Origin of the sequence: Siccirubricoccus soli (genome assembly GCF_024178315.1) — a bacterium.
In the GTDB taxonomy this organism is placed as follows: domain Bacteria; phylum Pseudomonadota; class Alphaproteobacteria; order Acetobacterales; family Acetobacteraceae; genus Siccirubricoccus; species Siccirubricoccus soli.
In genome coordinates this window covers 52143-77548 of record NZ_JAMZIK010000023.1, presented here as the reverse complement: position 1 = coordinate 77548, position 25406 = coordinate 52143, and the positions used below count along the sequence as shown (strand labels likewise).

At 72.2% G+C, this 25406-nt stretch carries 23 protein-coding genes; 9 read left to right on the top strand and 14 right to left on the bottom strand.

The features are described 5' to 3' along the window. The first annotated feature begins 57 nt into the window (after positions 1–57). Positions 58–1059, top strand: a complete 1002-nt coding sequence (locus NJ376_RS04075) for an SMP-30/gluconolactonase/LRE family protein (RefSeq protein WP_252951949.1) — start codon at positions 58–60, stop codon at positions 1057–1059. Positions 1060–1113: 54 nt separating this feature from the next. Here NJ376_RS04075 and NJ376_RS04070 read toward each other — a convergent pair whose 3' ends face one another. Continuing rightward, positions 1114–1965 carry a hypothetical protein gene (locus NJ376_RS04070; protein WP_252951948.1) on the bottom strand — a complete coding sequence of 284 codons (852 nt, stop codon included), beginning with the start codon at positions 1963–1965 and terminating at the stop codon, positions 1114–1116. Between the two features lie 125 nt (positions 1966–2090). Here NJ376_RS04070 and NJ376_RS04065 point away from each other — a divergent pair, with 125 nt between their 5' ends. Beyond that, on the top strand, positions 2091–3038 hold the full coding sequence (locus NJ376_RS04065) for an SMP-30/gluconolactonase/LRE family protein (RefSeq protein ID WP_252951947.1): 948 nt from the start codon (positions 2091–2093) through the stop codon (positions 3036–3038). A 225-nt stretch (positions 3039–3263) separates the two neighbouring features. Here the strand turns inward: NJ376_RS04065 and NJ376_RS04060 are convergent, their stop codons facing one another. Both NJ376_RS04060 and NJ376_RS04055 read right to left on the bottom strand, forming a co-directional pair. Beyond that, positions 3264–3572, bottom strand: a complete 309-nt coding sequence (locus NJ376_RS04060) for a DUF2218 domain-containing protein (RefSeq protein ID WP_252951946.1) — start codon at positions 3570–3572, stop codon at positions 3264–3266. Continuing rightward, positions 3572–4186 carry a PadR family transcriptional regulator gene (locus NJ376_RS04055; RefSeq protein ID WP_252951945.1) on the bottom strand — a complete coding sequence of 205 codons (615 nt, stop codon included), beginning with the start codon at positions 4184–4186 and terminating at the stop codon, positions 3572–3574. Before NJ376_RS04055 ends, NJ376_RS04060 begins: the two co-directional genes overlap by 1 nt. 156 nt (positions 4187–4342) lie before the next feature. Here NJ376_RS04055 and NJ376_RS04050 point away from each other — a divergent pair, with 156 nt between their 5' ends. From NJ376_RS04050 to NJ376_RS04040, 3 genes are all read left to right on the top strand, one after another. Next, a complete protein-coding gene (locus NJ376_RS04050; RefSeq protein ID WP_252951944.1) occupies positions 4343–5311 on the top strand; it encodes a tripartite tricarboxylate transporter substrate binding protein in 969 nt (322 codons plus the stop codon). Positions 5312–5657: 346 nt separating this feature from the next. Continuing rightward, entirely contained in the window at positions 5658–6629 is a 972-nt protein-coding gene (locus tag NJ376_RS04045) for a tripartite tricarboxylate transporter substrate binding protein (protein ID WP_252951943.1), read from the top strand. 36 nt (positions 6630–6665) lie between these two features. Next, positions 6666–7649, top strand: coding sequence for a Bug family tripartite tricarboxylate transporter substrate binding protein (locus NJ376_RS04040; RefSeq protein WP_252951942.1), 984 nt, complete (start codon positions 6666–6668; stop codon positions 7647–7649). Between the two features lie 260 nt (positions 7650–7909). Here the strand turns inward: NJ376_RS04040 and NJ376_RS04035 are convergent, their stop codons facing one another. From NJ376_RS04035 to NJ376_RS04020, 4 genes are all read right to left on the bottom strand, one after another. After that, positions 7910–8992, bottom strand: coding sequence for an NAD(P)/FAD-dependent oxidoreductase (locus NJ376_RS04035; protein ID WP_252951941.1), 1083 nt, complete (start codon positions 8990–8992; stop codon positions 7910–7912). Between the two features lie 210 nt (positions 8993–9202). Next, positions 9203–9889 carry a methyltransferase domain-containing protein gene (locus NJ376_RS04030; protein ID WP_252951940.1) on the bottom strand — a complete coding sequence of 229 codons (687 nt, stop codon included), beginning with the start codon at positions 9887–9889 and terminating at the stop codon, positions 9203–9205. After that, complete coding sequence (locus tag NJ376_RS04025; protein WP_252951939.1) at positions 9889–10947, bottom strand: type III polyketide synthase; 1059 nt, start codon at positions 10945–10947, stop codon at positions 9889–9891. Before NJ376_RS04025 ends, NJ376_RS04030 begins: the two co-directional genes overlap by 1 nt. Before the next feature lie 219 nt (positions 10948–11166). Continuing rightward, positions 11167–11562, bottom strand: a complete 396-nt coding sequence (locus NJ376_RS04020) for a hypothetical protein (RefSeq protein ID WP_252951938.1) — start codon at positions 11560–11562, stop codon at positions 11167–11169. Positions 11563–11691: 129 nt separating this feature from the next. Here NJ376_RS04020 and NJ376_RS04015 point away from each other — a divergent pair, with 129 nt between their 5' ends. Together NJ376_RS04015 and NJ376_RS04010 are read left to right on the top strand one after the other, a co-directional pair. Further along, entirely contained in the window at positions 11692–12948 is a 1257-nt protein-coding gene (locus tag NJ376_RS04015) for a putative DNA modification/repair radical SAM protein (RefSeq protein ID WP_252951937.1), read from the top strand. Next, complete coding sequence (locus NJ376_RS04010) at positions 12945–14750, top strand: UdgX family uracil-DNA binding protein (RefSeq protein WP_252951936.1); 1806 nt, start codon at positions 12945–12947, stop codon at positions 14748–14750. Before NJ376_RS04015 ends, NJ376_RS04010 begins: the two co-directional genes overlap by 4 nt. A 271-nt stretch (positions 14751–15021) precedes the next feature. Here NJ376_RS04010 and nth read toward each other — a convergent pair whose 3' ends face one another. Continuing rightward, complete coding sequence (nth, locus tag NJ376_RS04005; protein ID WP_252951976.1) at positions 15022–15669, bottom strand: endonuclease III; 648 nt, start codon at positions 15667–15669, stop codon at positions 15022–15024. Between the two features lie 137 nt (positions 15670–15806). On the opposite strand from nth, the gene NJ376_RS04000 reads away from it, so the two are divergent. After that, a complete protein-coding gene (locus NJ376_RS04000; RefSeq protein ID WP_252951935.1) occupies positions 15807–16310 on the top strand; it encodes a DUF2244 domain-containing protein in 504 nt (167 codons plus the stop codon). Between the two features lie 32 nt (positions 16311–16342). On the opposite strand, the gene NJ376_RS03995 is transcribed toward NJ376_RS04000, so the two are convergent. From NJ376_RS03995 to NJ376_RS03970, 6 genes are all read right to left on the bottom strand, one after another. Further along, a complete protein-coding gene (locus NJ376_RS03995; RefSeq protein WP_256476138.1) occupies positions 16343–16693 on the bottom strand; it encodes a GFA family protein in 351 nt (116 codons plus the stop codon). A gap of 57 nt (positions 16694–16750) precedes the next feature. Further along, positions 16751–17203 carry a helix-turn-helix domain-containing protein gene (locus NJ376_RS03990; RefSeq protein ID WP_252951933.1) on the bottom strand — a complete coding sequence of 151 codons (453 nt, stop codon included), beginning with the start codon at positions 17201–17203 and terminating at the stop codon, positions 16751–16753. 233 nt (positions 17204–17436) lie between these two features. Continuing rightward, the gene (gene lnt / locus NJ376_RS03985; RefSeq protein ID WP_252951932.1) at positions 17437–18927 is read right to left on the bottom strand and encodes an apolipoprotein N-acyltransferase; all 1491 of its coding nucleotides are present in this window, start codon (positions 18925–18927) and stop codon (positions 17437–17439) included. Positions 18928–19067: 140 nt separating this feature from the next. Then, positions 19068–21644: an MMPL family transporter gene (locus tag NJ376_RS03980; RefSeq protein ID WP_252951931.1), complete on the bottom strand. Its 2577-nt coding sequence runs from the start codon at positions 21642–21644 to the stop codon at positions 19068–19070. A 422-nt stretch (positions 21645–22066) separates the two neighbouring features. Continuing rightward, the gene (locus NJ376_RS03975; RefSeq protein WP_252951930.1) at positions 22067–23725 is read right to left on the bottom strand and encodes a CopD family protein; all 1659 of its coding nucleotides are present in this window, start codon (positions 23723–23725) and stop codon (positions 22067–22069) included. Beyond that, on the bottom strand, positions 23725–24105 hold the full coding sequence (locus NJ376_RS03970) for a copper resistance CopC family protein (RefSeq protein WP_252951929.1): 381 nt from the start codon (positions 24103–24105) through the stop codon (positions 23725–23727). The genes NJ376_RS03975 and NJ376_RS03970 overlap by 1 nt, the downstream gene beginning before the upstream one ends. A gap of 285 nt (positions 24106–24390) precedes the next feature. Here NJ376_RS03970 and ispH point away from each other — a divergent pair, with 285 nt between their 5' ends. Next, a complete protein-coding gene (gene ispH, locus NJ376_RS03965) occupies positions 24391–25335 on the top strand; it encodes a 4-hydroxy-3-methylbut-2-enyl diphosphate reductase (RefSeq protein ID WP_252951928.1) in 945 nt (314 codons plus the stop codon). Positions 25336–25406: the final 71 nt, after the last annotated feature.

Genomic DNA, 25406 nt, shown 5'->3' with positions numbered 1-25406 from the left:
GATGGCGCCCCCTGTGCTAGCGTCGCGCCGCCGGACCCCGGCCAAGGGAGGAAACCGATGAATCCGTCACGCCGCGCCCTGCTGGGCGCCGGGCTGCTGGCGCCGCTTGCGCGCCCGGCCCTTGCCCAGCCCGTCGAACGCTACCCCGACCCCGCCGTGCAGGTCCTGGACCCCGCCTTCAACCGCTACCGCCTGCTGCTGGCCGGCGTCGAGCGGCTCTGGACCGGCGCGCGCTGGAGCGAGGGCCCCGTCTGGTTCGGCGATCAGCGCTGCCTGATCTGGTCCGACATTCCGAACAACCGCATGCTGCGCTGGAGCGAGGCGAGCAACCGCGTGGATGTCTTCCGCGCCCCCGCCAACAACAGCAACGGCAACACAAGGGACCGCCAGGGCCGGCTGCTGAGCTGCGAGCACTTGACGCGGCGGGTGACGCGGACCGAGCCGGACGGCGCCATCACCGTCATCGCCGACCGCTTCGAGGGGAAGCGGCTGAACAGCCCGAACGATGTGGTGGTGAAGCGCGACGGCAGCATCTGGTTCACCGACCCGCCCTTCGGCGTGCTCGGCTTCTATGAAGGCGAGATGGCGGAGCCGGAGCTGCCGACCCACATCTACCGCGTGGATGGCCAGACCGGCCGCATCACGGTCGCGACCGCCGAGGTCGGCCGCCCCAACGGCCTGGCTTTCAGCCCGGATGAATCGAAGCTCTATGTGGTGGAGGCGGCGGCAACGCCGCGCGTCATTCGCGTCTTCGACGTCGCCGAGGATGGCCGCCTTTCCAACAACCGCGTCTTCCACCAGTGCAAGGAGGGCGAGACGCCGGACGGGTTCCGGGTGGATGTGGACGGCAACCTCTGGTGCGGCTGGGGCATGGGCAGCGAGGCGCTGGACGGCGTCCGCGTGCTGAACAAGGAAGGCGCGCCGATCGGCCATATCCGGCTGCCAGAGCGCTGCGCCAATCTCTGCTTCGGCGGGCGGCACCGCAACCGGCTGTTCATGCCGGCGAGCAAGTCGCTCTATGCGCTCTACGTGAACACCCAGGGCCTGCCCTATACCTGAGCGGAACCCGGCGCCCGGCGAAGCCAGGCAGCGGCTTCGCCGGGCGCGCCGGCCTCATCCGCCATTGTGCGACCAGTGCGGGTCGTCCGGCGGGTCCTTCACCAACTTGTACACCTTGTAGCTGGCGCCGACGGCATGCAGGGTGGTGTTCTTCCCGCCATTCCGCGGCGCCTTCACCTTCACCACCTTGCCCTTGGCGTTCTTCACCTCCAGCGTGCCGCTCCAGGTGATGCTCATGTCGATGGCATTGCCGGCGATGTGGTTGGAGCTGAGCGCGGCGATATGCGCCATCTCGAACAGCTTCACCATCTCCATGGCGGCCTTCTTCGACGCCTTCAGGTTGCCGTGGTCCCAGATGATGCTGAGCCCGTCCCGCTTCGGCACCTTCTTCGGCAGGATGCCGCCATGCGCCACCAGCCAGGCATAATGCATGAGGAAGGCACGGATCTTGTCGCGCCGCGTCGCCTCCACCTGCACCATGGCGCCGGCCTCCTCCAGCGCATCGACGAAGGCCCTCACCCGCGGGCGGAACAGGTCGGACAGGTCGTCGATGCTGGTGCTGTTGGGGTATTTCCCCTCATGCGCATGCCACCAGGCGCTGCCGCTGTAGCGCGGCTCGAACGGCGCCACATAGCTGTCGAACTGCCCGTCCGCGATCATGCAGATGCGGCCGGTCTGGAGCAGCCCGCCCACCTGCCGGATCACCTCGTCATCCGGGATCGGCGCCATGGTGGCGCCGGGATGGTGGTCATGGTGCAGCCGGCGCAGCGCTTCCATCGCCGTCTGGTCGCCCATGGCCAGCTCCAGCAGCCCGGCATCGTGGAAGCCGTCGAAGCGGTCTTCCGGATTGGCGGAGAGGCGCCAGCGGCGCCCGCCCAGACGGATATGGACGCGCTGATGCAGCAAGACCTGCCCCCTCCCTGGGTTGCACCGCATCCGGAACATAGCCGGCGCCGCCCCGCCCTGCCAGGCTTGCCGCCGCCCCCCGGGCGGGGCCAGGATCGCGCCGCCATCAGGGGAGAGAGACCGCCATGACCGAACGCTGGCAGCCGAGCGAGCGCTACCCGGACCCCGCCATCGTCGCCCTCGATCCGTCCTTCAGGAAGTATCATCTGGCACTGTCCGCGGTGGAGCGGCTGTGGCAGGGCTCCCGCTGGGGGGAAGGCCCGGTCTGGCTGGGCGATGCCCGCTGCCTGCTGTGGTCGGACATTCCGAACAACCGCGTGCTGAAGTGGGACGAGACCACCGGCACCGTCTCCGAATGGCGGAAGCCCAGCAACAACGCCAATGGCCATACGCGGGACCGCCAGGGCCGCATCATCGCCTGCGAGCATGCCGGGCGGCGCGTGGTGCGCTTCGAATACGACGGCAGCATCACCGTGCTGGCGGACAGCTACCAGGGCAAGAAGCTGAACAGCCCGAACGACGTGGTGGTGAAGAGCGACGGCAGCATCTGGTTCACCGACCCGCCCTTCGGCACCTACGCCTTCTATGAGGGGATCAAGACCGAGGCCGAGCTGCCGCACACCAATGTCTACCGGGTGGACGGCCAGACCGGCGAGATCACCTGCGTCGCCGACGACGTGAACCATCCGAACGGCCTCGCCTTCAGCCCGGATGAAAGCCTGCTCTACGTCATCGAGAGCCGCAGCGAGCCGCGCCACATCCTGGTCTACGACGTGGTGGGCGGGACCAGGCTGGCGAAGCGCCGGGTCTTCGTGGAATGCCGGCCGGGCGAGACGCCGGACGGCTTCCGCGTGGATATCGACGGCAATCTCTGGTGCGGCTGGGGGATGACGCCGGAGTATGACGGCGTGCGGGTGATCAACCCCGCCGGCGCCTATATCGGCCATATCCACCTGCCGGAGCGCTGCGCCAATCTCTGCTTCGGCGGGCGCCACCGCAACCGGCTGTTCATGTCGGCGGCGCAGTCGCTCTATGCGCTCTACGTGAACACCCAGGGCGCGGCGGGGGCCTAGAGCATGCTGCGTTCGCTTGCGCTCACGCAGCATGCTCTCGGCCGTTGTTTTGCGAGCATCTTGACGCGTTCGGATGATTCCATCTGCACGCGATCTGCTCTAGAGCGGTTTCCGTTCGCACTGGCTCACGGAGCCCGCTCCAGGTTGGTGTTATAGCGAGCAAATACCGCCGATTAGATGATTCCATCTGATCGGAGTTTGCTCTAGCTCCCCTGCCGGGCGCGGTCAGGCCGCGCCCGGCTGCCACTCCAGCGCCGCCGCCGCCTCGCGGAAGGCGAAGCGCAGCAGGTGGCTGCCCACCACCTCCTGCAGCCGCGCCAGCGCCGTGGCATCTGCCGCAGCCAGGCGCAGCCGCAGCGCCTCGGCATCGGCCTCCAGCGTGCAGAGGCCATCGGGGAATTCCAGGCTGCCGCGATCGCCCTCCCGCACCGCCGGGATGCGGTGGCCGAAATGGGCGCAGAGCTGGCCGAGGTAACGGCCCGCCGTCGCGGTGGGGAAGCGCGCCTCCGCCACCGCCCAGGGTTCGGCCGCCATCAGCTCCGCTCCACCGCGCGCGCCGCCTCGTCCAGCGCGGCGGCGATGGCATTGGCCGCGTCCTCGCTCAGCCTGCCGCGGTGCAGGCGCAGCCGGAGAGCGAGCTTCAGGTTCTCCATGGCGCGGATGATCTGCGGCGCCGGCTCCCCGCCATGGCGCTCCGCTGCCTCCGCCATGCGGGCCAGCAGCGCCTCCACCGCCGCCTGGTTGGCGGCGAGGAAGGCGCGGCCCTCCGGCGTGGCGTCGTGCAGCTTGCGCGTCCCGCCCGGCTCCGTGCTGGCGGTGACGTAGCCCTGCTCCTCCAGCAGGGTCAGGGTCGGGTAGATCACGCCCGGGCTCGGGCTGTAGGCGCCGCCCACCTTCTCCTCGATGGCCTTGATCAGCTCATAACCATGGCGCGGCTTCTCCGCGATGAGCTGCAGCAGGACCAGGCGAAGATCGCCATGGGCGAAGAGGCGGCCGAGCCCGCCGCGGCCGCCGCCATGGCGGCGATGGCCGAAGGGCCCGTCGAAGCCCCGCTCGCCGCGGGCGAAGCGGCGATTATGCTCGGGATGGCAGTGGCTGTGGTGGGGCCCGTGGTGGCGGCGCTCGGAATGGCCGTGTCTGGGATGCATGCTGTCCTCTAATCTGTTCCAGAATATGTTTAGATATATCTAGTATAGCTCGGTTGCAAGGGAATCCCATGGCGCCCGGTACCTTGCGATTTCGGTGGATTGCCCCACCCTCCCCGTTGCTAGGCTGGCGCCAACCAACCGGGAGGACCGAACCAGATGCCGGGACCGACGCGCCGCGCCGCCCTCAGCCTTGCCGCCACCACCCTCGCCGCCCCCGCCCTGGCGCAGGGCCGGTTCCCGGACCGGCCGGTCCGCCTGATCATCCCCTGGCCGCCGGGCGGCTCCGCCGATGCCCAGCTCCGCTCGCTCGCGGAACTCGCCGGCCGCACGCTGGGCCAGCCGGTGGTGGCGGAGAACCGCGCCGGCGCCTCCGGCACCCTCGGCGCGCAATTCCTCACCACCCAGGCGCGGCCGGATGGCTACGCCCTGGCGCAGATGCATCTCTCGGTGATCCGGCGGCCCTTCCTGGTGCGCAACCCGCCCTGGGATCCGGTGCAGGATTTCACCCACATCATCGGCCTCACCGGCTGGCTGTTCGGCATCGTGGTGAAGGCGGACGGGCCGATCAAAAGCTGGGCCGACTACATCGCCTATGCGAAGGCGCATCCCGGCCGCCTCACCTACGCCACCTCCGGCATCGCCACCACCAACCACCTGACGATGGAGGAGCTCTCGGCGAAGGAGGGGGTGGAGCTGACCCATGTGCCCTACCGCGCCTCCAACGAGGCGGCGGTCTCCGTCGCCTCCGGCGAGGTGATGAGCGTCGCCGACAGCTCCGCCTGGGCGCCGCTGGTGGACAGCGGCGCGCTGCGGCTGATCTGCGTCTGGACCGCCGAGCGTTCCCCCCGCTTCCCCCAGGCGCCGACACTGAAGGAGCTGGGGCACGACATGGTCGGCACCTCGCCCTACGGGATCGCGGGACCGAAGGGCATGGATCCGGGCGTGGTGCGCAGCCTGCACGAGGCCTTCAAGGCGGCGCTGTTCGACTCCGCCAACGCCGCGGTGCGGGCGCAATTCGACATGCCGCTGGAGTATTACGACCCGGAGGCCTATCGCGATTTCGTCGCGCGCCGCGCCGCCTATGAGAGGACGATGGCGGAGCGGTTGAACCTGCGGATCGACTAGCATCCGGCCCCGGGCTTCGCAGGCCTGCCCGGTAAAGGAACCGGCAGACGGCAGGGATGCGGGCTGGCGGCCTGGAGCGGAGCGCACAGGGCCTCGGGGGCGGGCCTGGGCGACATTCGGCCAGCCGCCATCGTCCCGGCCGGAGGCCCTGGGGCGGACGCCCGGGATCCGCAACGGCGTGCCGGATCGCGCCCCGATCCCTCGGGCGAAACCCGCGCTCGCCGGCCGTCCCTCCCGCCCGTCCGGCACGCCGCGCGGATGCGCGCCGGAGCCGGGCGGGCAGGCTTGCCAAGCGGCGCGGGGACGTCCCATCTGGAAGCCTCGACCAGTCGGAGACGACGCAGGAATGACGCAACTCACCCGCCGCGGCGCCCTTGCCTTCGGCGCCGCTGCCCTGGCCACCCCCGCCCTGGCGCAGCCCCGCTTCCCCGATCGCCCGATCCGCCTCGTCATCCCCTGGCCGGCCGGCACCTCCTCGGATGCGCAGCTCCGTTCCCTCGCCGAGCTTGCCGGCAAGGCGCTGGGCCAGCCGGTGGTGGCGGAGAACCGCACCGGCGCCGGCGGCACGCTGGGCCCGATGACCGTCGCGCAGCAGGCGCGACCGGATGGCTACAGCCTGACGCAGATGCACCTTTCCGTGCTGCGCCGACCCTGGATGATGCGCACGCCGCAATGGGACCCGGTACGGGACTTCACCCACATCATCGGCCTGACCGGCTGGCTGTTCGGCACCGCCATCAAGGCGGACAGCCCGCTGCAGAGCTGGGCCGACATGATCGCCTACGCCAAGCGCAACCCCGGCAAGCTGACCTACAGCACCAGCGGCATCGGCACGAGCAACCACCTGGCGATGGAGACGCTGCAGGAGCAGGCGGGGATCGAGCTGACGCATGTCCCCTTCCGCGGCGCGAATGAAGGGGTGACGGCGGTGCTGGCCGGGCAGGTGGACATGGTCTGCGACAGCAGCGCCTGGGCCCCCTTCGTCGAATCCGGCCAGATGCGCGCGCTCTCCGTCTGGACCGCCGAGCGTGCCTCCCGCTTCCCCAACGTGCCGACGCTGAAGGAGCTGGGCCACGACATGGAGGTGACGAGCCCCTATGGCATCAGCGGCCCGAAGGGCATGGATGCAGGCGTGGTGCGGGTGCTGCACGACGCGCTGAAGGCGGCGCTGTTCGATGCCGAGAATGCCCGGGTGCGTGGGCAATTCGACATGCCGCTGGTCTACTACAACACGGAGGATTACCGCCGCTTCGTGGTGGAGCGGGTGGAGTATGAGAAGGCGATGGTGCGCCGGCTGAATCTCTCCCTGGACGGCTGACGCCATCGGGGTTCACCGCAGGAGGAAACGACAAGAATGACTCATCCGCTGCACCGCCGCGCCCTGTTCGGCGCGGCGGCCGCCCTGTGCGCTGTCCCCCTTGCCGCACCGGCGCTCGGCCAGGGGCGTTTTCCCAACCGGCCGATCCGCTTCCTCATCCCCTGGCCGCCGGGCGGGGCGCTGGATGCGCTGCACCGGCAGATGTTCGAGATCATGCACAAGGATCTCGGCCAGCCGGTGCTGATCGAGAACCGGCCCGGCGCGCGCGGCACCCAGGCGGCCCTCTTCCTCATCAACCAGGCGCAGCCGGATGGCTACACCCTGGCGCACCACCACCTCTCCATCCTGCGCCACCCCTTCCTGACCAAGGCGCGCACCTGGGATCCGGTGGCGGATTTCAGCTACATCATGCAGGTCAGCGGCTTCCTCTTCGGCACGGCGGTGCGGAGCGACGGGCCGTACAGGAGCTTCCAGGACCTGATCGCCGCGGCGCGGCGCAAGCCGGGCGAGCTGACCTTCTCCACCAGCGGCATCGCCACCACCAACCACCTGGCGATGGAGGAGATCTGCGAGCGCGAGGGCGTGCAGATGACGCATGTGCCCTTCCGCGGCAGCCAGGAAGGCGTGACGGCGCTGCTCGGCCGGCAGATCGACGTGGTGGCGGACAGCTCCTCCTGGCGCCCCAATGTGGAGGCGGGGGAGCTGCGGCTGCTCTCGGTCTGGACGCGGGAGCGGCTGGCGGCCTTCCCCGATGTGCCGACGCTGCACGACCTCGGCTACGGCATGACCGTCACCTCGCCCTACGGGATCGTCGGGCCGAAGGGGATGGATGCGGAGCTGGTGGAGTTCCTGCACCGCGCCTTCCGCAAGGCCTATGAGGACGAGGCGAGCCAGGCGATCATCCGGCGCTGGGACATGCCGAAGGAATATCTGGGGCCGGCGGCCTATCTCTCCTTCGCACGGGAGCGGGTGGAGTACGAGAAGCGGATGGTGGCGCGGCTCAATCTGAGCATCGACTGACGCCGCCCGAGCCGCTGCACGACTCTGCGGCCCCCGGAAGGCGCCTGATGTCAGCGGCCTTGCGCAGCCTGCCGCGGCCAAGCCGCGGCAGGGGCGATGGCGGGCTCCTGCGCCCCCCTTGTTCCACGTGAAGCACAGAACCGTTGCGGTGCGCATCTGGAGCAGATCGCCGTAGGGCGGCACCGCCCGCTGCTAACAAAGGCGTAGGGCGCTTTCGGTGAACGCATGTGAACCGAAAATGCTCTGGGTGGGGTGCCCCGTCAGGCCAGCCGCGTTGCCCGGGCCAGCCTGCCTGCCGCCAGCGCCGCCCCCGGCACTAGTGCCCAGGGCGCCCGGCGCAGCACCGCCGCGCCCAGCCCGGCCCAGCGCATCGGCCCGGCGATGCGGCGAGCCCAGACCGCGTGGAAGTCGGCCGCCGAGGCGCCCGCCGCGATCGCCTCCGCCACCGCCAGCCCGGAGTGCAGCGCCAGCGCCACGCCGGCGCCAGTGAAGCTCGGGATCACCGCCGCTTGGTCGCCGAGGCGGTACAGCCCCTCCGGCCCGCCCGCCCCCTGCCGCCAGCCATAGGGCAGGCCGCCCACCGCCAGCGGCTTCTCCCAGCGCGGCCGCGCCCCGTCCAGCAGCCGCGCGGCAAGGGCCGAGCCCTCCGCCACCCGCGCCAGGAAGGCGGCAACGCCCTGCGGCGGCGCGTCCCACAGCGCGGCGCAGAGATTGGCGCCGCCATCCGGCAGCGGTTGCAGGCCGGCATAGCCGCCGGGAAAGGGCAGCAGGGTCACGGCCTCGCCGGCCGCCACGCCATCCAGATGCAGCTTCAGCCCCACCGCGCCGCGCGGGGCGCCCAGGCGTGGCAGGCTGCGCAGCGCGTGCTTGCCAGTGGCAAGCAGCAGGCGCGGCACCATCGCCTCGCCCTCCGCCCAGCGCAGACGCCAGCCGCCGGGCACGGGCGTGGCTTCGGTCACCTGCACCCCTGTCCGCAACTCGGCGCCCGCTGCCACGGCCGCCTCGCGCAGCGCGCCGTCCAGCACCTGGCGCGGCAGGGCGCAGGCGGGGAAGGGCAGGTCCAGCGCCGCCTCCCGCCCCGCCTGCGCCACACGCAGCCGGTGCAGCGGCACCGCGCCCAGCGCCGCCGGCGCCACGCCCAGTATCGCCAGCGCCGCCAGCGCATCGGGACCCAGGAACTCGCCGCAGACGCTTTCCCGCGGGACCGCCTGGCGTTCCAGCAGCAGCACCCGCCGCCCCGCCCGCGCCAGCGCGATGGCCGCCGCGCAGCCTGCCGGCCCGGCGCCCAGCACCGCGATCATGGCGCCGGCACCGCAGCCGCCCGATGGCGGGGCCGCGCCCATGGCAAGGTCGCCGCCTTGCCTGCCAGCCCCGTGCCCGCCGCCGCGATCATGGCCCCCGCACGGAAGCCACCGGGCGCCGGCCAATCCGCGCCGCAGCGCCGCCGCGCTGGCAGCAAATCCCGCATCCGGAATTGCGGCCATGGCAGCCGCAGCGAAGCTGCCTGGCAGCGGGGTCATTCCTGCCACGCCGCGCAGCGACCGCCGCCGCCATCATGCCGCCCGCGCCGAGACCACCCAACGGAAGGCCCATTCCCATCTGACCTCCGCCGTCACCCCCGCCGCCGCCAGCGCCCTCTCCCAATCCGCCCGGACGAAGCCGCGGGCGAAGGAGAGCGGGCCGTCATGCACCACCATCGGGTGCAGCCGCAGCAGCCGGAACCCGGCCCAGACCGCGGCATAGGGCAGCCAATGCCGGTGCAGGTCGGAGATCAGCCAACCCCGCACCGCCCGCGCCCGCAGCCAGCCGAGAAAGCGCACCAGCTCGGCCTCCGCCAGATGATGGGTGAAGAGCGCGCAGAGCACCACGTCGAACCGCTCCGCCGGGTCCAGCTCGAAGAGATCCGCCGTGACGATCCGCGCCGGCACCCCGCGCGCTGCGGCGTAGCGCGCCGCATGGGGCGAGCGGTCGAGGCCCGTCAGCGCCAGCTCCACCCCGCGCCGTGCGCCCCAATCGGCGATTGCCGCCAGCGTGTCGCCGCCGCCGCAGCCCACATCCAGCACGGAGAGCCGCCGCGCCCCGGTCTCCGCCACCACGCGCTCCAGGAAGCGCAGCGCCGGGCGATAGGCGAAGGTCGCGCGGTTGATGCGGCCCAGGTCGCGCAGCGCGGCAGCGAAATCCGCCTCCGTCGCCGCCGGATCGTCCATCCATTCGGCGGCCTCGCGGCGGGTGCGCAGCATCATGCCACCCGGAAGCGGAAGCTCTCGGCCGAGAGACCGGGGCCGAAGGCCAGCGCCACGCCACGGGCGCCCCGCGGCGCCGCCAGCATGCGCGCCAGCACGAACATCAGGGTGGCGGAGGACATGTTGCCGCAGTCTCGCAGCACCGCCCGGCTTTCCGCCAGTGCCGCATCGGGCAGTTCCAGCCCATGCGCCACCGCATCCAGCACGGCGCGGCCGCCGGGATGCACCGCCCAGAGGTCGAATTCCGCCGTCGGGACGCCACCGAGGATGGCCCCCGCCTCCGCCGGCAGGGCGCGCGCCAGGGTCAGCGGCACGAAACCCGAGAGCGTCATGTCGAAGCCGAGGTCGCCGATGCGCCAGGTGATCTGCCTCGCCGCCTCCGGCACCAGGGCGGCGTGGAAGCCTTCCAGCGCCAGCCCCTCCGGCTCCGCCGTCACCAGCGCCGCGGCGCAGCCATCGGCAAACAGCAGGAAGCAGAGCAGCTGCTCGATCTCGGTGGAAGGCTGCAGGTGCAGGGTGCAGAGCTCGAGGGTCAGCACCAGCACGCGGGCGCGCGGCTCGCTGCGCACGATGTGATGCGCGAGCTTCAGCGCGTTCACCGCCGCCTGGCAGCCCATGAAGCCGACGATGCTGCGCTCCACCCCGCCCGGGATGCCGTAGCGGCGGATCAGATGGTGATCGAGGCCGGGGGCGGCGAAGCCGGTGCAGCTCGCCAGGATGAGGTGGGTGAGGCGCGGCGCCTCCGCCGCCAGCCCCAGCGCGTCGCAGGCGGCTTCGGCCAAAGCGGGCGCCTCGGCCTCGTAGCGCGCCATGCGCGAGCCGGTCGGGGGGAAGTGGTCCAGGCGGTAGAAGCCGTCCACCGTGCCGGTCGCCGCCGCATCGGCCTGCAGCACGGAATAGCGCCGGGCGATCTGGGAGCGCTCCGCCAGCCGGGCGAAGGCGATGCGGGTGCGGGAATCGGCGATCTGCCGCCCGGCGAAGCGCCGGAAGGCCTCGTGCACCTCATGCCGCGGCAGGGCGGTGGCGATGCGGTTGATATGGGCGCGAGGGGTCACGCCCGGACAGATGGGGCAGCGGTCTTGCCGCGGAAGGGCGGGCGGCAGCGCCTGTGGCGGATATCATCCGGCGTCCAGCGCGGGCAGGGCGCGGCTTCGCCGTCCGGCAGGTTCAGCTCCGCAGGCCTGGAACCCGCAGCGGGGGCCGGAGGGCAGTCCACCCTCTGGCAGCCCATGGAGGTCGGGAATGCCAAGGGCGGCGCCCGGCCCGGCACCGCGCTATTGCCGCACCGCCCCGGTCCGCGCATCCACCGCCAGCTCCACCGCCGCGCCCTCCCGCTTCGCCCGCAGGCGGATCACGTCGCCCTCGCGGCCCAGCGGTTCCACATCGGTGTAGCCGCGGTCGCGCAGCATGGCTTCGGCTTCCCGGTCCGTCAGGGGCGGGGTCTCCCGCGGCAGGCCGGTCAGCGCATCCAGCCGGAGGTTCCCGACCGGCTGGCCGTAGCGCTTCGCCTCGCGCACCACGTAATCCGGGCCCTCCCGCTCCAGCCCCTGCACGTCGCTGAAGCCGCGGGCGGTCAGGATAACGCGCACCTGGTCCGGATTCAGCCAGGCGGGCTCCTGCGCCAGGGCCGGGGAAGAGAACAGAAGGAGAGCAAGGAGAAGGCTGCGCATGGCCGGTTAATCCGCCGGCACGCGAAAGGTTGCATCCGAGGCCGAGCGGCTCGTGCCGGATGCGCCGGGCGAGGCCCGCCAAGCTTGAATGCGCGCCAACAAGAACATATAATGAACATGAGCGCCCCCATGGACCTTCGCCGCAAACTCGAACTCCTCGCCGATGCCGCGAAATACGATGCCTCCTGCGCCTCCTCCGGCACGGAGAGGCGGGACAGCCGCGGCGGCGGGCTGGGCAGCACGGAGGGCATGGGCATCTGCCACGCCCATACGCCGGATGGCCGCTGCATCTCCCTGCTCAAGGTGCTGCTGACCAATGCCTGCGTCTATGACTGCGCCTACTGCATCAATCGCGCGAGCTCCAACGTGCCCCGCGCCCGCTTCACGGTGCGGGAGCTGGTCAATCTGACGCTGGATTTCTACCGGCGGAACTACATCGAGGGGCTGTTCCTCTCCTCCGGCATCATCCGCTCCCCGGACTACACGATGGAGCGGATCGTGGAGGTGGCGCGGCTGCTGCGCGAGGAGCACGGCTTCCGCGGCTACATCCACCTGAAGACCATCCCCGATGCCGCGCCGGAGCTGCTGGCCGAGGCCGGGCGCCATGCCGACCGCCTCTCCATCAATGTGGAGCTGCCGGAGGCGCATTCCCTGAAAACCCTGGCGCCGGAGAAGGACGCCCCCGGCATCCGCCGCGCCATGGCCCGGATGCGGGAGCGCATCGCGGCGGCGCAGGAGGCGAAGCGCACCGAGCGCCGCGCCCCCGCCCCGCGCTTCGCCCCGGCCGGGCAGAGCACCCAGATGATCATCGGCGCCGATGCCGCGGATGACGCCGCGGTGCTGCGCAGCTCCGCCACCCTCTATGCCAGCTACGGGCTGAAGCGCGTCTACTACTCCGCCTATTCGCCCATCCCGGATGCCTCCCGCCTGCTGCCGCCCGCGCCGCCGCCTCTGGTGCGGGAGCACCGGCTCTACCAGGCGGATTGGCTGCTGCGCTTCTACGGCTTCGAACTGGAGGAGATCCTGGCCGGCGGCGAGGGCGGGATGCTGGATCTCGGGGTGGATCCGAAGCTTGCCTGGGCGCTGAAGCATCGCGGGGAGTTTCCCGTGGACGTGAACCGCGCGCCGCGGGAGGCGCTGCTGCGCGTCCCCGGCCTCGGCGCGAAGACGGTGGAGCGGCTGCTGGCGGCGCGGCGGCATGGCGCGATCCGGGCGGCCGATCTCGCGCGGCTGAAGCTCTCCCTGCCGAAGCTGCTGCCCTTCCTCATCACCGCGGACCACCGGCCGCGCGGCGGGGTGCTGGACAGCGCGGGGCTGCGCCGTCTGGTGGCGCCGGAGACCGGCTTCCTCCGCGCCGTGCAGCCGCGCCAGCTCAGCCTGCTGTGATTACCGTCGTCCTTCCCGGCCCGGCGGATTTCCCCGCCTGGCGGCAGCAGGCGCGGCGCCTGCTGCAGGCCGGCATCCCGCCGGAGCAGGTGGAATGGTGCGTGGCCGGGGAGGCGCCGGGCCTGTTCGGCGGCACGCCCCCGCCCCGGGCGGAGGGCCCGCCCGTCGTCGTGCCGCGCGCCTTCCTGCCGCGGGCGGAGATCGCCATCCGCCACCGCGACCCGGCGCGCTTTGCCCTGCTCTACCGCCTGCTCTGGCGGCTGACCCATGGCGAGCGCCACCTGCTGGAGGCGGCGACCGACCCCGACATCCTGCGGCTGGAGGCGATGGAGAAGGCGGTGCAGCGGGAGGCGCACAAGCTGCATGCCTTCATCCGCTTCCGCGCCGTGAACCTGCCCACGCGGTCGCCGGCGGGCGAGGCCGGCCGGCATGGACCGGCCATGCCGGATCCGTCCGCCCGGTCGGCGGAGGGCAACGCCTGGACGGCTCAATCGGCCGGACCGGGGACTTCCGCCCGGTCGCAGGAGGATGAAGCCTGGAGGCTTGAATCAGCCAGGGCGGCTGCCGCCGGCCGCCCGCCGGAAGACGGTGCCTGGAGGCGTGAATTCGCCGGAGCGGACGCCACCACCCCATCGCCGGAAGACGACACCTGGAGGCATGGCTCGGCCCGAGCGGACACCGCCACCCTATCGCCGGAAGACAGCGCGCCGGGGCACGAACCGGCCAAACCGGATCCGGACAGCCCCTGCTACATCGCCTGGTTCGAGCCTGAGCACCACATTCTGGAAGCCGAGGCCGGCTTCTTCATCCGCCGCTTCGCCGCGCTCCGCTGGTCCATCCTCACGCCCACCGCCAGCGCGCATTGGGATGGGGAGACGCTGACGATGGGCCCCGGCAGCACCCGCGCCGAGGCGCCGCCCGAGGATGCGCATGAGGAACTCTGGCGCGCCTATTACGCCAGCATCTTCAATCCCGCCCGCCTCAAGCCCGCCGCCATGCGGGCGCAGATGCCGGTGAGGTACTGGAAGAACCTGCCGGAAGCGCGCGAGATTCCCCGGCTGATGGCAGAGGCCCGGTCGCGGGAGGCGGCCATGGTGGCGCGCGGCGCCTCGCCGCCCGCCCCCCGCCGCCAGCGCCCGCTGCATCTGCGCCCCGCGCCGGACGTTGCCACGGACATGCCCGCCGACCTCTTCGCCGCCACCGAGGACCCCGCCACCGCCCTCCGCGCCCTGCGCGAGGAGCTGGAGCGCCGCAACGATTTGCCGCCCTGGGCGGCGCAGGCGACCCAGCTGGTGTTCGGGGAGGGCCCGCCCGGCGCCCCCCTGCTCTTCGTGGGGGAGCAGCCGGGGGATGAGGAAGACCTGGCCGGCAAGCCCTTCGTCGGCCCGGCCGGGCGGCTCTTCGACAAGGCGCTGCTGGAGGCGGGGGTGGAGCGGCCGCAGACCTATGTGACCAATGCGGTGAAGCACTTCAAATTCAAGCCGACCGGGCGCCGCCGCCTGCACCAGAGCCCGGATGCCGGCGACATCGCCTATTACCGGCCCTTCCTGAAGCGGGAGGTCGAGCTGGTCGGGCCGCAACTCGTCGTGACGCTCGGCGCCACGGCACTCCGGGCGATGACCGGCAAGCCGCTGCCGATCGGCAAGAACCGCGGCGCGGTGATGACCTCGCCGGACGGCATCCGCCTGTTTCCCACGGTGCATCCCAGCTACCTGCTGCGGCTGCCGGATGCGGAGAGCAAGACGCGGGAATATGCGCGCTTCGTCGGGGAGCTGAAGGCGGCGCGGCGGGAGGTGGCGTGAGGGGCCGATGGGGGCTTCGCCCCTGAAACCCCATTGGGGGCTCGGCCCGTTGGCGGCAGTGCCGCCATCCCCCACCCCTCCCCGGATCCGGGTGTGAGTTTGCAGGTGCGACCCACGGGCCGGAAACGCAGACCGGGGTCCGGGGCCAGGTCCTGGCCCCCGGTGGGGGCTTGCGGGGTTCCGCCCCTGGGCCCCACTGCGCTCCACAGCCTGGTCCGTCGCATGCGGGGCGGCGCCCCTCTCGAAGCGATGGCGCCAGGTCTTCCGCCCGTCACCGCGCCAGCGGCGCCAGCACCTTGTCCCGGTAGTTGCAATGCGCCGCGGCAACGCAGCGCCAGCATTCCGGTGCCCGCGCCTTGCACACATAGCGCCCGTGCAGGATCAGCCAGTGATGCGCATCGCGCAGCAGCTCCGGCGGGCAGCGCTTCATCAGCCCTTCCTCCACCTCTCGCGGGGTCTTCCCCGGCGCCAGGCCGGTGCGGTTGCCGAGGCGGAAGATGTGGGTGTCCACCGCCATGGTGTTCTCGCCGAAGGCGACGTTCAACACCACATTGGCGGTCTTCCGCCCCACCCCCGGCAGGGCTTCCAGCGCCGCCCGGTCGCGCGGCACCTCGCCGCCATGCTTCTCGACAAGCTGGGCCGCCAGGGCGGCGACGTTCCTCGCCTTGCCCTGCCACAGCCCGATGCGGCGGATATAGGGGCCGATCCCCTCCGCCCCCAGCGCCGCCATGGCGGCCGGGGTGGGCGCCGCGGCGAACAGGGCGGGGGTGCATTTGTTCACCGCCGCATCGGTCGTCTGGGCGGAGAGCACCACGGCCACCAGCAGGGTGAAGGGGGTATCGTAGAGCAGCTCCGTCTCCGGCGCCGGGTTGGCGACGGCCAGCGCCCGGATGAAGGCGGCGGCCTGCTCGGCCGACATGCGCCGGGCGCGGCGGGGGGCGTCGGCCGTGCCGTGCAGCGGCGCGGCGGGCTTGGCGGAGGCACGGGGCATGCGGGGGCTCGGCGGGTGGCGGCGGGGGTAGCGGGACACCCCGCCTATCCCAGATGATGGGGCCGATGTCATCCCGCGCCGACACGGTCCTGTTCGAAGCGATCTGCACCCCGGCCCGCAGCCTGGGGCAGCGGGGGATGCTGGCGCTCTGCCTGGCGCTGGGCCTGGCCTCGGCGGTGACCGGCGGCCTGTTCCTGTGGCTGGGGGCCTGGCCGGTCCTCGGCTTCTCCGGCGGGGAGGCGATGCTGGTGCTGGGCCTGCTGGCGCTGCACCGGCGCTGGGCGGCGCGGACGGCGGAGGTGCTGGTGCTGACCGAGGGGGCGCTGACCATCCGCCGCACCGATGCGCGCGGACGGCGGGAGGAGCTGGTGCTGGACCCCTACTGGACGCGCCTCCGGCTGGAGGAGCGGCCGGGGCGGGTCAGCCTGCTGGTGCTGCGGCGGCGGGGCGAGGCGGTGGAGATCGGGCGGCTGCTGGGCGAGGATCAGAAGCGCGACCTGGCCGCCGCGCTGGACGCTGCGCTGCGGCGCTGGCGCGAGCCGGTCTTCGACAACCCGCAGCTGCGTTAGCCGTGCGCTTCGCGCCTGGCGGTGGTGCCGCGTCAGCGGCCCGGCGGCCATTCCGGGTGGCGCGGCGCGAGGGTCTCCTCGCTCAGCCACGGCACGTCATGCGTGGTCCAGACATGCAGGACCGGGCGTAGCCCGGGATCGTCGTCCAGCGTCGCGACCCGCAGCACCACATGCGGCTCGGCCGGCCGCTCGGCCAGCATATGGGTGCCGCAGCGGCCGCAGAAGCGGCGCAGCTTGCCCGGCGAGGATTCGAAATCGCGCAGCGCCTCCGCCCCGGCCAGCCGCCGGAAGCGGCTGCGCGCCACCCGTGCGGTGGTGGTGAAGGGCGCCGCATGGGCCTTGCGGCAGGCGGCGCAGTGGCAATGGCCGGGCGGCGTGTCCAGCCCGTCGATCTCCTAGCGCACCGTGCCGCAGAGGCAGCTGCCGCGGAACGCCATGGCCTAGTCGGTCGGCGTGAGGCTCTTGATGAGTTCGAAGACCCGCTTGCGGACGGAGCTGTCGGTGATGCGGTAATAGGCGCGCACCAGCTCCAGCGTCTCGCGCCGGTGCAGCGTGTCGTCCTCGAAGCCTTCCTGCTGCTCGGCGAAGCCGCCGACGGCCCGGCGCATGGCGTTCATGCCGCCGCCCAGCGCATCGGGCATGTCGTCGAAGAAGAAGCCGATCGGCACGTCGAGCACCCGGGCCAGGTCGAAGAGCCGGCTGGCGCCGATGCGGTTCACGCCCCGCTCATACTTCTGCACCTGCTGGAAGGTGAGGCCGAGGGCCTCGCCGAGCTTCTCCTGGCTCATGCCGAGGAGGGTTCGGCGCAGGCGGACACGGCCGCCGACATGCACATCGATGGGGCTGGGACGATGCTCGCGTTCGACGCGTTCCACGCCTTCCTCACTTGCCATCGCCGTCGATCCCATAGCGCGCCAACCCCTTCTAGGGCGGTGATTCTGCTGAAAGGCGGACGCCGACAGGCTTCGGGGGGACCATCGACCCGCGGGCGATGGGCCCCTTTTACGGGAGCATTAGCAAAGCGTCAATACTTTTGAGAATTCTCAATAAAGATCACACTCGCGGACCAGGTGGTCTAGCAGGTCTGGATACAACCAATCTTACAGGCGTGAACCGGTAGGGCGTCCTAACAAAATACGGCAGCCGTACCGCGGCCGCGCAGCACCCCCAGCGCAACCGCCAGCAAGGCCAGGGACAGCGGCAACGCCAGCCCGAACCGGGCAAAGGGCGTGGGCGGCAGGGCCCCGGGCAATGGCCCCGCCACCACCCCCTTCACATCGAGGGGAAGCATCAATAGACGTTCCCCTCTCGCATCGAATAGGGCCGAAATGCCGGTCTGTGCCGCCCGCGCCAGGGGCAGCCCTTCCTCCACCGCCCGCAGCCGGGCCGCCGCCAAGTGCTGCCAGGGCCCGGCGGAGATGCCGAACCAGCCATCATTGGTGATGTTCACCAGCCAGGCGGGGCGGGGGGTGGGGGTGACGGCGCCGGGAAAGATCACTTCGTAGCAGATCAGGGCGCCGAAGGGCGGCAGGCCGGGGGGCGAGAGCGTCACCGGGCCGGGACCGGCGGAGAAATCCATCCCCCCCGTCACCATCCGGATGGGGATGAGGCCCGCGAGCGGCATGTACTCCCCGAAAGGGACGAGATGCCCCTTGTCATAGACCGCCTGCACCTCCCCGGCGGAATCCAGCACGGCAAGGCTGTTGTAGAGCTCCCGCAGCGCGCCCCCCGTATCCCAAACCGCGCGCACCGTGCCGCCGAGCAGCCGGGCATTGGGCGTCAGCGCCTCCGCGGCCAAGCGGCGTGCCTCCGGATCCTGGGCCAGCAGGAAGGGGCTGGCGGTCTCCGGCCAGATGACGGCGAGGGGAAGGTCCGGCGACGCGGCGCGGGCGGCCTCCGCCGTCAGCTCCAGGTAGCGGCGGAAATTCGGCAGGCGCTCCTCCGGGCGCCACTTCACCTCCTGAGTGATGTTCCCCTGCACCAGCGCCACCTGCACCCCCGGCGCCTCCGGCTGGGGCTGCGCCAGGCGCCAGGCGCCGAAGCCCGCGAACAGGGCCAGCACCGCCGCACCCACCGCCCAGGGCCGCCAGCCGGGCAGCAGGGGCAACCCGGCCAGGAGGATGGTGACGAGGGAAAGCCCGTGCACGCCGATCAGGGCAGCCGCCTGCACCGGCAGGGCGGCAAAGGCCCAGACCGTGCCGATCAGGTTCCAGGGGAAGCCGGTGAAGAGGACGCCGCGGGCCAGCTCCGCCAGCACCCAGGCGCCGGCGAAGCCGGCCAGGCGCCGCCAGCCGGGCGGCAGGGCCCGGGCGACAAGCGCCGGGGGAATGACGAAGAGCGCCAGGGGAATGGCGAGGGCCGGCGCGGCCAGCGGCACCAGCCACCAGTAATGCTCGACATCCGTGAGGATGGCATGGGTGACCCAGTAGATGCCCGCCAGGCTGTGCCCCCAGCCCCAGGCGAAGGCCAGCCAGGCGGCGCGGCGCCAATTCGGGGCGGCGGCGACCAGGCGGATGAGGCCGGGAATGGCGAGGAGCAGCACGGGCACGGCGTGCACGGGCGGCAGGGCCAGGGCGGAGATCAGGCCGAGGCCGAAAGCAAGGAGGAGCGGGGGCACGGGGCCAGTAGGGCGGGGTTGCGGCTGTGGTCAATGGGGCTCCGCCCCCATGCCCCCGGCAAAGGGCTCTGCCCTCTGCCCTCCCGCCGGGGCCAGGACCTGGCCCCGGACCCCGGTGTGAGTTTGGGCCTCGCCTTCTCCTACTTCTTCTCTCCCGCGAAGAGCGGCAGCAGCGCGGGCAGGGTCAACATCACCGCCACCAGCGCATAGAGCAGGCTCATCGTCAGCAGCACCCCCATGCTGGCCGTGCCGGGATGCGGCGACAGCGCCAGGGTCCCGAAGGCCGTCCCATTGGTCAGCGCGCTGTAGAGCACCGCCCGGGTCAGGGAGGAGGGCAGCAGCCGCCTCTCCCCATGCCGCCAGGCCGCGACGTAGTAGATGTCGAAGGCCACGCCCTGGGCAAAGAGCAGCGGCAGGGCGATGATGTTCGCCAGGTTCAGCGGCATTCCGATCAGGATGCAGGTGACGAGGGTCAGCAGCCCGGCCAGGGCCAGCGGCGCCAGGGCCAGCAGGGCAAGCCGCCAGGACCGCAGCGAGACCAGCAGCAGCACCACCGTCATCGCCGTCGCCAGCGCCCCGGCGATGAGGAAGCTGCGCTCGATGGTGGCGGAGCTGGCCTGGACGGAGATGGCCGTGCCGCTCGCCGCTGGGGCCACGCGCTGCACCGCCGTGGCGAAGGCCGCCATCGCCTCCGTCCGGTCGGAAAGGTCGCGCGGCCGGATCTCCACCCGCGCCCTTCCATCCGCCGTGATCCAATCCCGCTTCAGGCTGTCCGGCAGGCTCTCCACCGTCACCGGCGCGGCCCGGAGGGCGAGGCGGAGCGTCGCCAGCGTGTCCCTGAGACCTGGCAGCAGGGCGGCCGCCAGCCGGGCGCGGCCGGCAGCATCGCCCCCGGCCAGGCGCTCCAGCGCCTGGGAGAGCGGCGCCGCCACCTCGCGCAGCGCCGTCCCGGCCTTCACCAACGCCTCCGCCGCCGCCGCATCGTCCGGTGCGGGCGCCACCGCCGGCGGCTCCAGCGTCGGACCCAGCAGGTCGGCCGCGTCGCGGATGAGGGCGAGCTTCGGCGCCTGGTCCTGCGGCACGAAGCTGGCCAGGGTGAGGGTGTCCGCCACCTCCGGCAGCGCCTCCAGCCGCCGCGCCAGGGCCTCGGCGGCCGGCAGGTCCGGGGCCAGGGCTTCCAGCGTGTTCGGCGTGGTGTCCGGGTTCCGCATCAGCTCGCGGAAGGTGGAAACCGCCTCGGTATGCGGATCGCGCAGGTTGAGCGGATTGGTGTCGAACCGCAGCAGCGGCAGGGCCAGCAGGCAGCCGACCCCGACCAGCAGCGCCGCCCCGGCGACACCCCGGGCATGGCGCGTCAGCCAGGCATCCAGCGGGGCGAGCATCGCGTAGCCCACCCCCTCCTTCTCCGGCTTCGGTTTGGTGAAGACCAGCCAGGCCGGCAGCGTCGTCAGGCTGATGATGACGGCGATCAGCATGCCCGCGGCGGCGATCAGGCCGAGTTCCGACAGGCCCCGGTAGTCCGTCGGCAGGAAGGCGAGGAAGCCGATGCCGAGCGCCAGGGCGGCCAGCGCGATGCCCTCCCCCGCCGTGCCGGCAGCGGCGACGAGGGCGGCGGGCAGGGGCTGGTCCTGCAGCACATGCCGCTGTTCCCGCAGGCAGACGGCGTACTGGATGCCGAAATCCACCCCGAAGCCGATGAACAGCACGGCGAAGGCGATGGAGAGCGGGTTGAAGGGCCCCACCACCATCAGCCCGAAGGCGGCGGTGATGGGCAGCCCCAGCACCAGCGTGCCGAGGATGGGGAAGATCAGCCTTCCGGAGCGCAGCCCCAGCCAGAGCAGCAGCGCGACGGAGAGCAGGGAGAGGATGTTCTCCTCGATGGCGCCGCCGAAGACGGTGGAGAATTCCTCGTCCCCCATTACCAGGTCGCCGGTCAGGCGGATGCGGATGCCGTTCTCCTCGGTCAGGCCGAGGCGCCGCGCCTCGGCCCGCACCGTCGCGATGGCATCGGCGATGGGGGCCAGGGCGCTGTAATCCGGCACCGGCCGCAGCAGCAGGAAGCGGCGCAGGGAGGAGGGATCGGAGGCCCGGCCGGTGAACAGCGCGGCCCAGTCCACCGGCGCGACCCGGCCGGCCTCCGCCTGCTGCGCCGCCTCGGTCAACGCGGCGAGCGCCGGGGCGGTGAGGGCGCGGTCGCCCTCCTCCCGCTTCAGCCCCTCCGCCAGCAATTCCAGCGCCTTGCCCAGGCCGCGCAGGCTGGGATCGGCGGCCAGCGTCCCGAGCAGGGGCTGGGCGGCGATGATGCGCTCGGTCGCCGCCTGCACCTCCTTCTCCTCAAGGAACAGCAGGGCGCTCTGGCGGAAGAAGGGCTCGGCGCCGGGCTGGGAGACGCCGTGGAACAGGCCGGGACGGTTGGCGAGCGCCTCGGCGAGCTGGCCGGCGGCGCGGTCGGCCTCGTCCGGGGTGCGGGCATCCAGCACCACGGCGATGACATCGACGCGGTTCGGGAAGGCGGCGTCCATCGCCTCCTCCGTCTGCCGCCAGGCCAGCTCGGCCGGGAAGAGCTTCACCACGTCGGTGTCCATGGCGAAGCGCGTCGCCACCACCCAGCAGGCCCAGGCGCCGAGCAGGAGGGAGAGGAGAAGGACGAGGCGCGGCCGCGCGATGCTGGCGCGGACCATCGCGGCGGCGAGGCGCGCCGGCCACGCGGTGGTCATGGCTGGGGCCGGCTCACTGCGGCGCCGGGGCCGTGGCAGGGGTGCAGCCTGCCACCTGCGGCAAGGGCGGGGTCGGGAGGACCGTGTCTGGCATGGCCGCGCCTCCTAGCTCCATGCTGGTCGAAGGGGAACCGGCAGCCCAGAAAGGGCCGGCGCTCCCGCGGTCACGCTGCCGGGTGGTTCCGGCGTCGATGGGAGGACAGGACGATGCGTCGCTTCGGGCCGGGGCACGGTAGCCGGGTCTGGCCCGCCGCCATCCCCGGCCGGAGGGGGGAGTCCCCTGCCCTCCCCTTCCTGCGGCGGGCTACAGGGCGCCGCCCGTTGCCCTGCCGCGGCTTTGCCGCGGCAGGCTGTGCGAGATGCCGCTCCCCGAGCGCCCCGGGGCCCCCACGGCGTCGCGCAGCGGCGTCGTGGGGAGCACATCAGGCCTCCCGGTACAGCAGCAGCAGCAACCCGATCAGCACCAGCGCGGCCGGCCAGATCCAGCGCGCCACCTTCGCCAGCCTCTCCGGTCCTCGCAGCTCCGTGAACCGGGCGCAGCCGCCCACCACCGCCAGCACCGCCAGCGGCAGGTGGGAGAGCTCCACCAGCAGCGCCTCCTTCTGGTTGGAGATGGCATGGGTATGCGCCAGCAGCAGTACCCCGCCCGCCACCATCGCGCCGGGGAAGACGAAGCGCAGCCCGCCGGTCACCCGCCCCAGCCGCACCCACCATTCGGCAATGGCGAAGCCCACCACCAGCAGCGCCGCGATCTTGTGCTGCACCACCTCCGGGTCGCGCAGGCTCTCCAGCAGCCCGATATCGCCAAGCGGCCAGGCCTCGGGATCGCTCCGCAGCAGGATGAAGCCGGCGAGGCCGATGAAGAGCAGCGGCCAGTGCCGCGCCACGGGCACCCGGCCGGAGGCATCCAGCAAGGCCGCCAGCCCCACCAGCAGCACCAGGATGCCGGCCCAATGGTGGTTGTACTCGCTCCAGGCGATGTCGCCGGCGTTGCGCGGCGGCAGCAGCCCCTCGCCGGGCGTGAAGGCCTGGGGCCGCTGCGCCGCCTGGCGCTGCTGCCACTCGGCATCGAGCTGCGCCTGCAGTGCCGGGATCGCCAGGTCGGAATGGCTGGGCGAGGTGAGGCGCGGCCATTGCGGCGTGAAGCGCGCCACGATCTCGCCCCAGGTGACCCGATCCTCCGTCAGGTCGGCGGCGGGCGGGACGGAGGTGAGGGAGGCGGCGACGGCCAGCATGGCGAGGCCGATCAGCATCTCGCTCTCGACGAAGCGGCGGACGCGCAGCAGCCCCTCCGGCGCCGTCTGGAGGTGGTGCAGGAACAGGAAATTCGCCCCGCCCAACCCCAGCAGCAGCACCAGCATCACCGCCTTGGTGCCGGACATGGCGCCATAGGCGGTGCCGTAGACCGCCTCCACCTCCCCGATATAGCCGCGCCAGAAGCCGAGGATGCCGAGCAGGATGAGCCCGACGCCCCCCGCCGCCAGGGAGGAATAGCGCCGCCCGACCACCCGGGCGGAGATCGGCGTCAGCCGCCGCAGCGCGCCGAGCAGGGCCGGCAGCCCGCCGATCCAGAGTGCGGCGCCCGCCTGGTGGCTGGCCGTGGCGGCGAGCAGCAGGGCCCGCTCCTCCTCCCGCGCCAGGGCATGGCTGCCGGCGGTGACGGCGCCGAGCAGGGCGAGCGCCGCGATGCCGAGCGCCGCCTGACGGACCGGGTCGGGCCGCGCCCCGGGGAGGGCCAGCAGCAGCAGGGCAAGCTGGGCCAGCAGGGCCAGCCCGGCGGCGAAGACGAAATCGGCGCCGAGCAGCACGCCGAAGGGCGCCTCCAGCGTCGCCGCCAGGGCGCCGAGGCCGAGCCCGGCCGTGGCCAGGGTGGCAAGGCATCCTGCCGCGGCGCCCCACAGCACCAGGCGCCGCGCCAGCCCGCGCAGCACCGCCGCATCGCCCGGCGGCATCAGCGGGGCGAGCGGCATGGCCACCAGCAGCCAGAAGGCGACGCCGCCGAGCAATGCGGTCCGGGCGGTGAGCTCCACCACCTGCAGCACCACATTGATGAAGCCGTAAAGGTCGAGAAGCTGCTCCATCAGGGGGCGCCGAGCCGGAAGGGGATGTCCCCGCGGGTGATGTGGCCGTCGATCGCCAGCACCTGCCAGCGCAGCCGCCAGCCGCCCGGCAGCGCCGCCAGCCCGGCGGGGATCGGCGCCTCCATGATGGTCGGCTCGGCGGGCGGGGCCGGCTCCAGCGCCACCGGCTCGCCCTCCGGCGGCACCAGCAGCAGCCGGCTCCGGGCCTGGTCGATGCGGCTGTTGAAGCGAATCGTCACCGTGTCCGGCAGGGCGGGCAGCACCGCCGCGGCGGCGGGGGTGGAGCCCACCACCACGGCATGCGCCGCGGCCGGCTTCGGGCCGAACAGCGGCAGGGCAACAAGGGCCACGAACAGGCAGGCAAGCCGGGTGCGGGACAAGGCAGTCTCCTTCCGGGGCGGTCGCGCCCCCGAGCGGCGTAGCTGGGGCGTGTGACTCCCCGGTTGCAACGCGGCGGCAAGGTGCCGCAAAAGATGCGGAGCGCAAGGTATGCGATGCGGAACGGTCTGCGGACGGGGGTGGGCCTTGCAGCCTTCGGTCGGAAGGAACCGCTGAGCGGTTGCCCCGATCGGATATCGGCTGCTCTGAAGATTGTATTTTGGAGCGGGACGTCGGACCGGGTGTTCCGCCCGTCGGACAGCGCTCTAATGGGGGGGGGCGGGCAGATGCGGATCATACTGGCGCAGCCGAGGGGATTCTGCGCCGGCGTCGTCAGGGCGGTGGAGATCGTCGAACGGGCGCTGGAGAAATACGGCGCGCCGGTCTTCGTCCGCCACGAGATCGTGCACAACAAGCGGGTGGTGCAGACGCTGGAGGGCAAGGGCGCCCGCTTCGTCAAGGAGCTGGACGAGGTGCCGGCGGGCGCCGTCACGGTGTTCAGCGCCCATGGCGTCTCCCGCGCCGTGGAGCAGGATGCGGCGGCGCGCGGCCTGCCGGTGCTGGATGCCACCTGCCCCCTCGTCTCCAAGGTGCATGCGGAGGGGCGGCGCTACCTGGCGCAGGGGCGCACCATCATCCTCATCGGCCATGCCGGGCATCCGGAGGTGGAGGGCACACTGGGCCAGATCCCCGGGGAGGTGCATCTGGTCGGCTCCGCCGAGGCGGTCGACCGACTGCCGATCCCGACCGACCGGCCGGTGGCCTTCGTCACCCAGACCACGCTCTCAGTGGATGACACGCGGGCGGTGATCGAGGCGCTGCGGGCCCGCTTCACCGACATCGTCGGGCCGGACACCAGGGATATCTGCTACGCCACCCAGAATCGGCAATCCGCCGTCCGGGCGCTGGCGCGGCAGGTGGAGCTGCTGCTGGTGGTGGGTTCGGCGAACAGCTCCAACTCCAACCGGCTGGCGGAGATCGGGGCGGAGGAGGGGGTGGCCTGCCACCTGATCCCGGATGCCGCGGCGATCCGCCCGGAATGGCTGGCGGGGGTGGGAACCATCGGCCTTACCGCCGGCGCCTCGGCGCCCGAGACCCTGGTGCAGGAGGTGATCGCGGCGCTCCGCCGGCTGGGCCCCGTGGAGGTCTCCACCCTGCCCGGCATCGTCGAGGATGTGCAGTTCAAGCTGCCCGCGGCGCTGACGGAGCCGGCGGCGAGCGCGGCGAGCTGAACCCCGGACAGGGGCCGGGGGGCGACCAGGGCGCGGCATTCCCGCCACGCCTGCCTGCTTCCCGACATTCC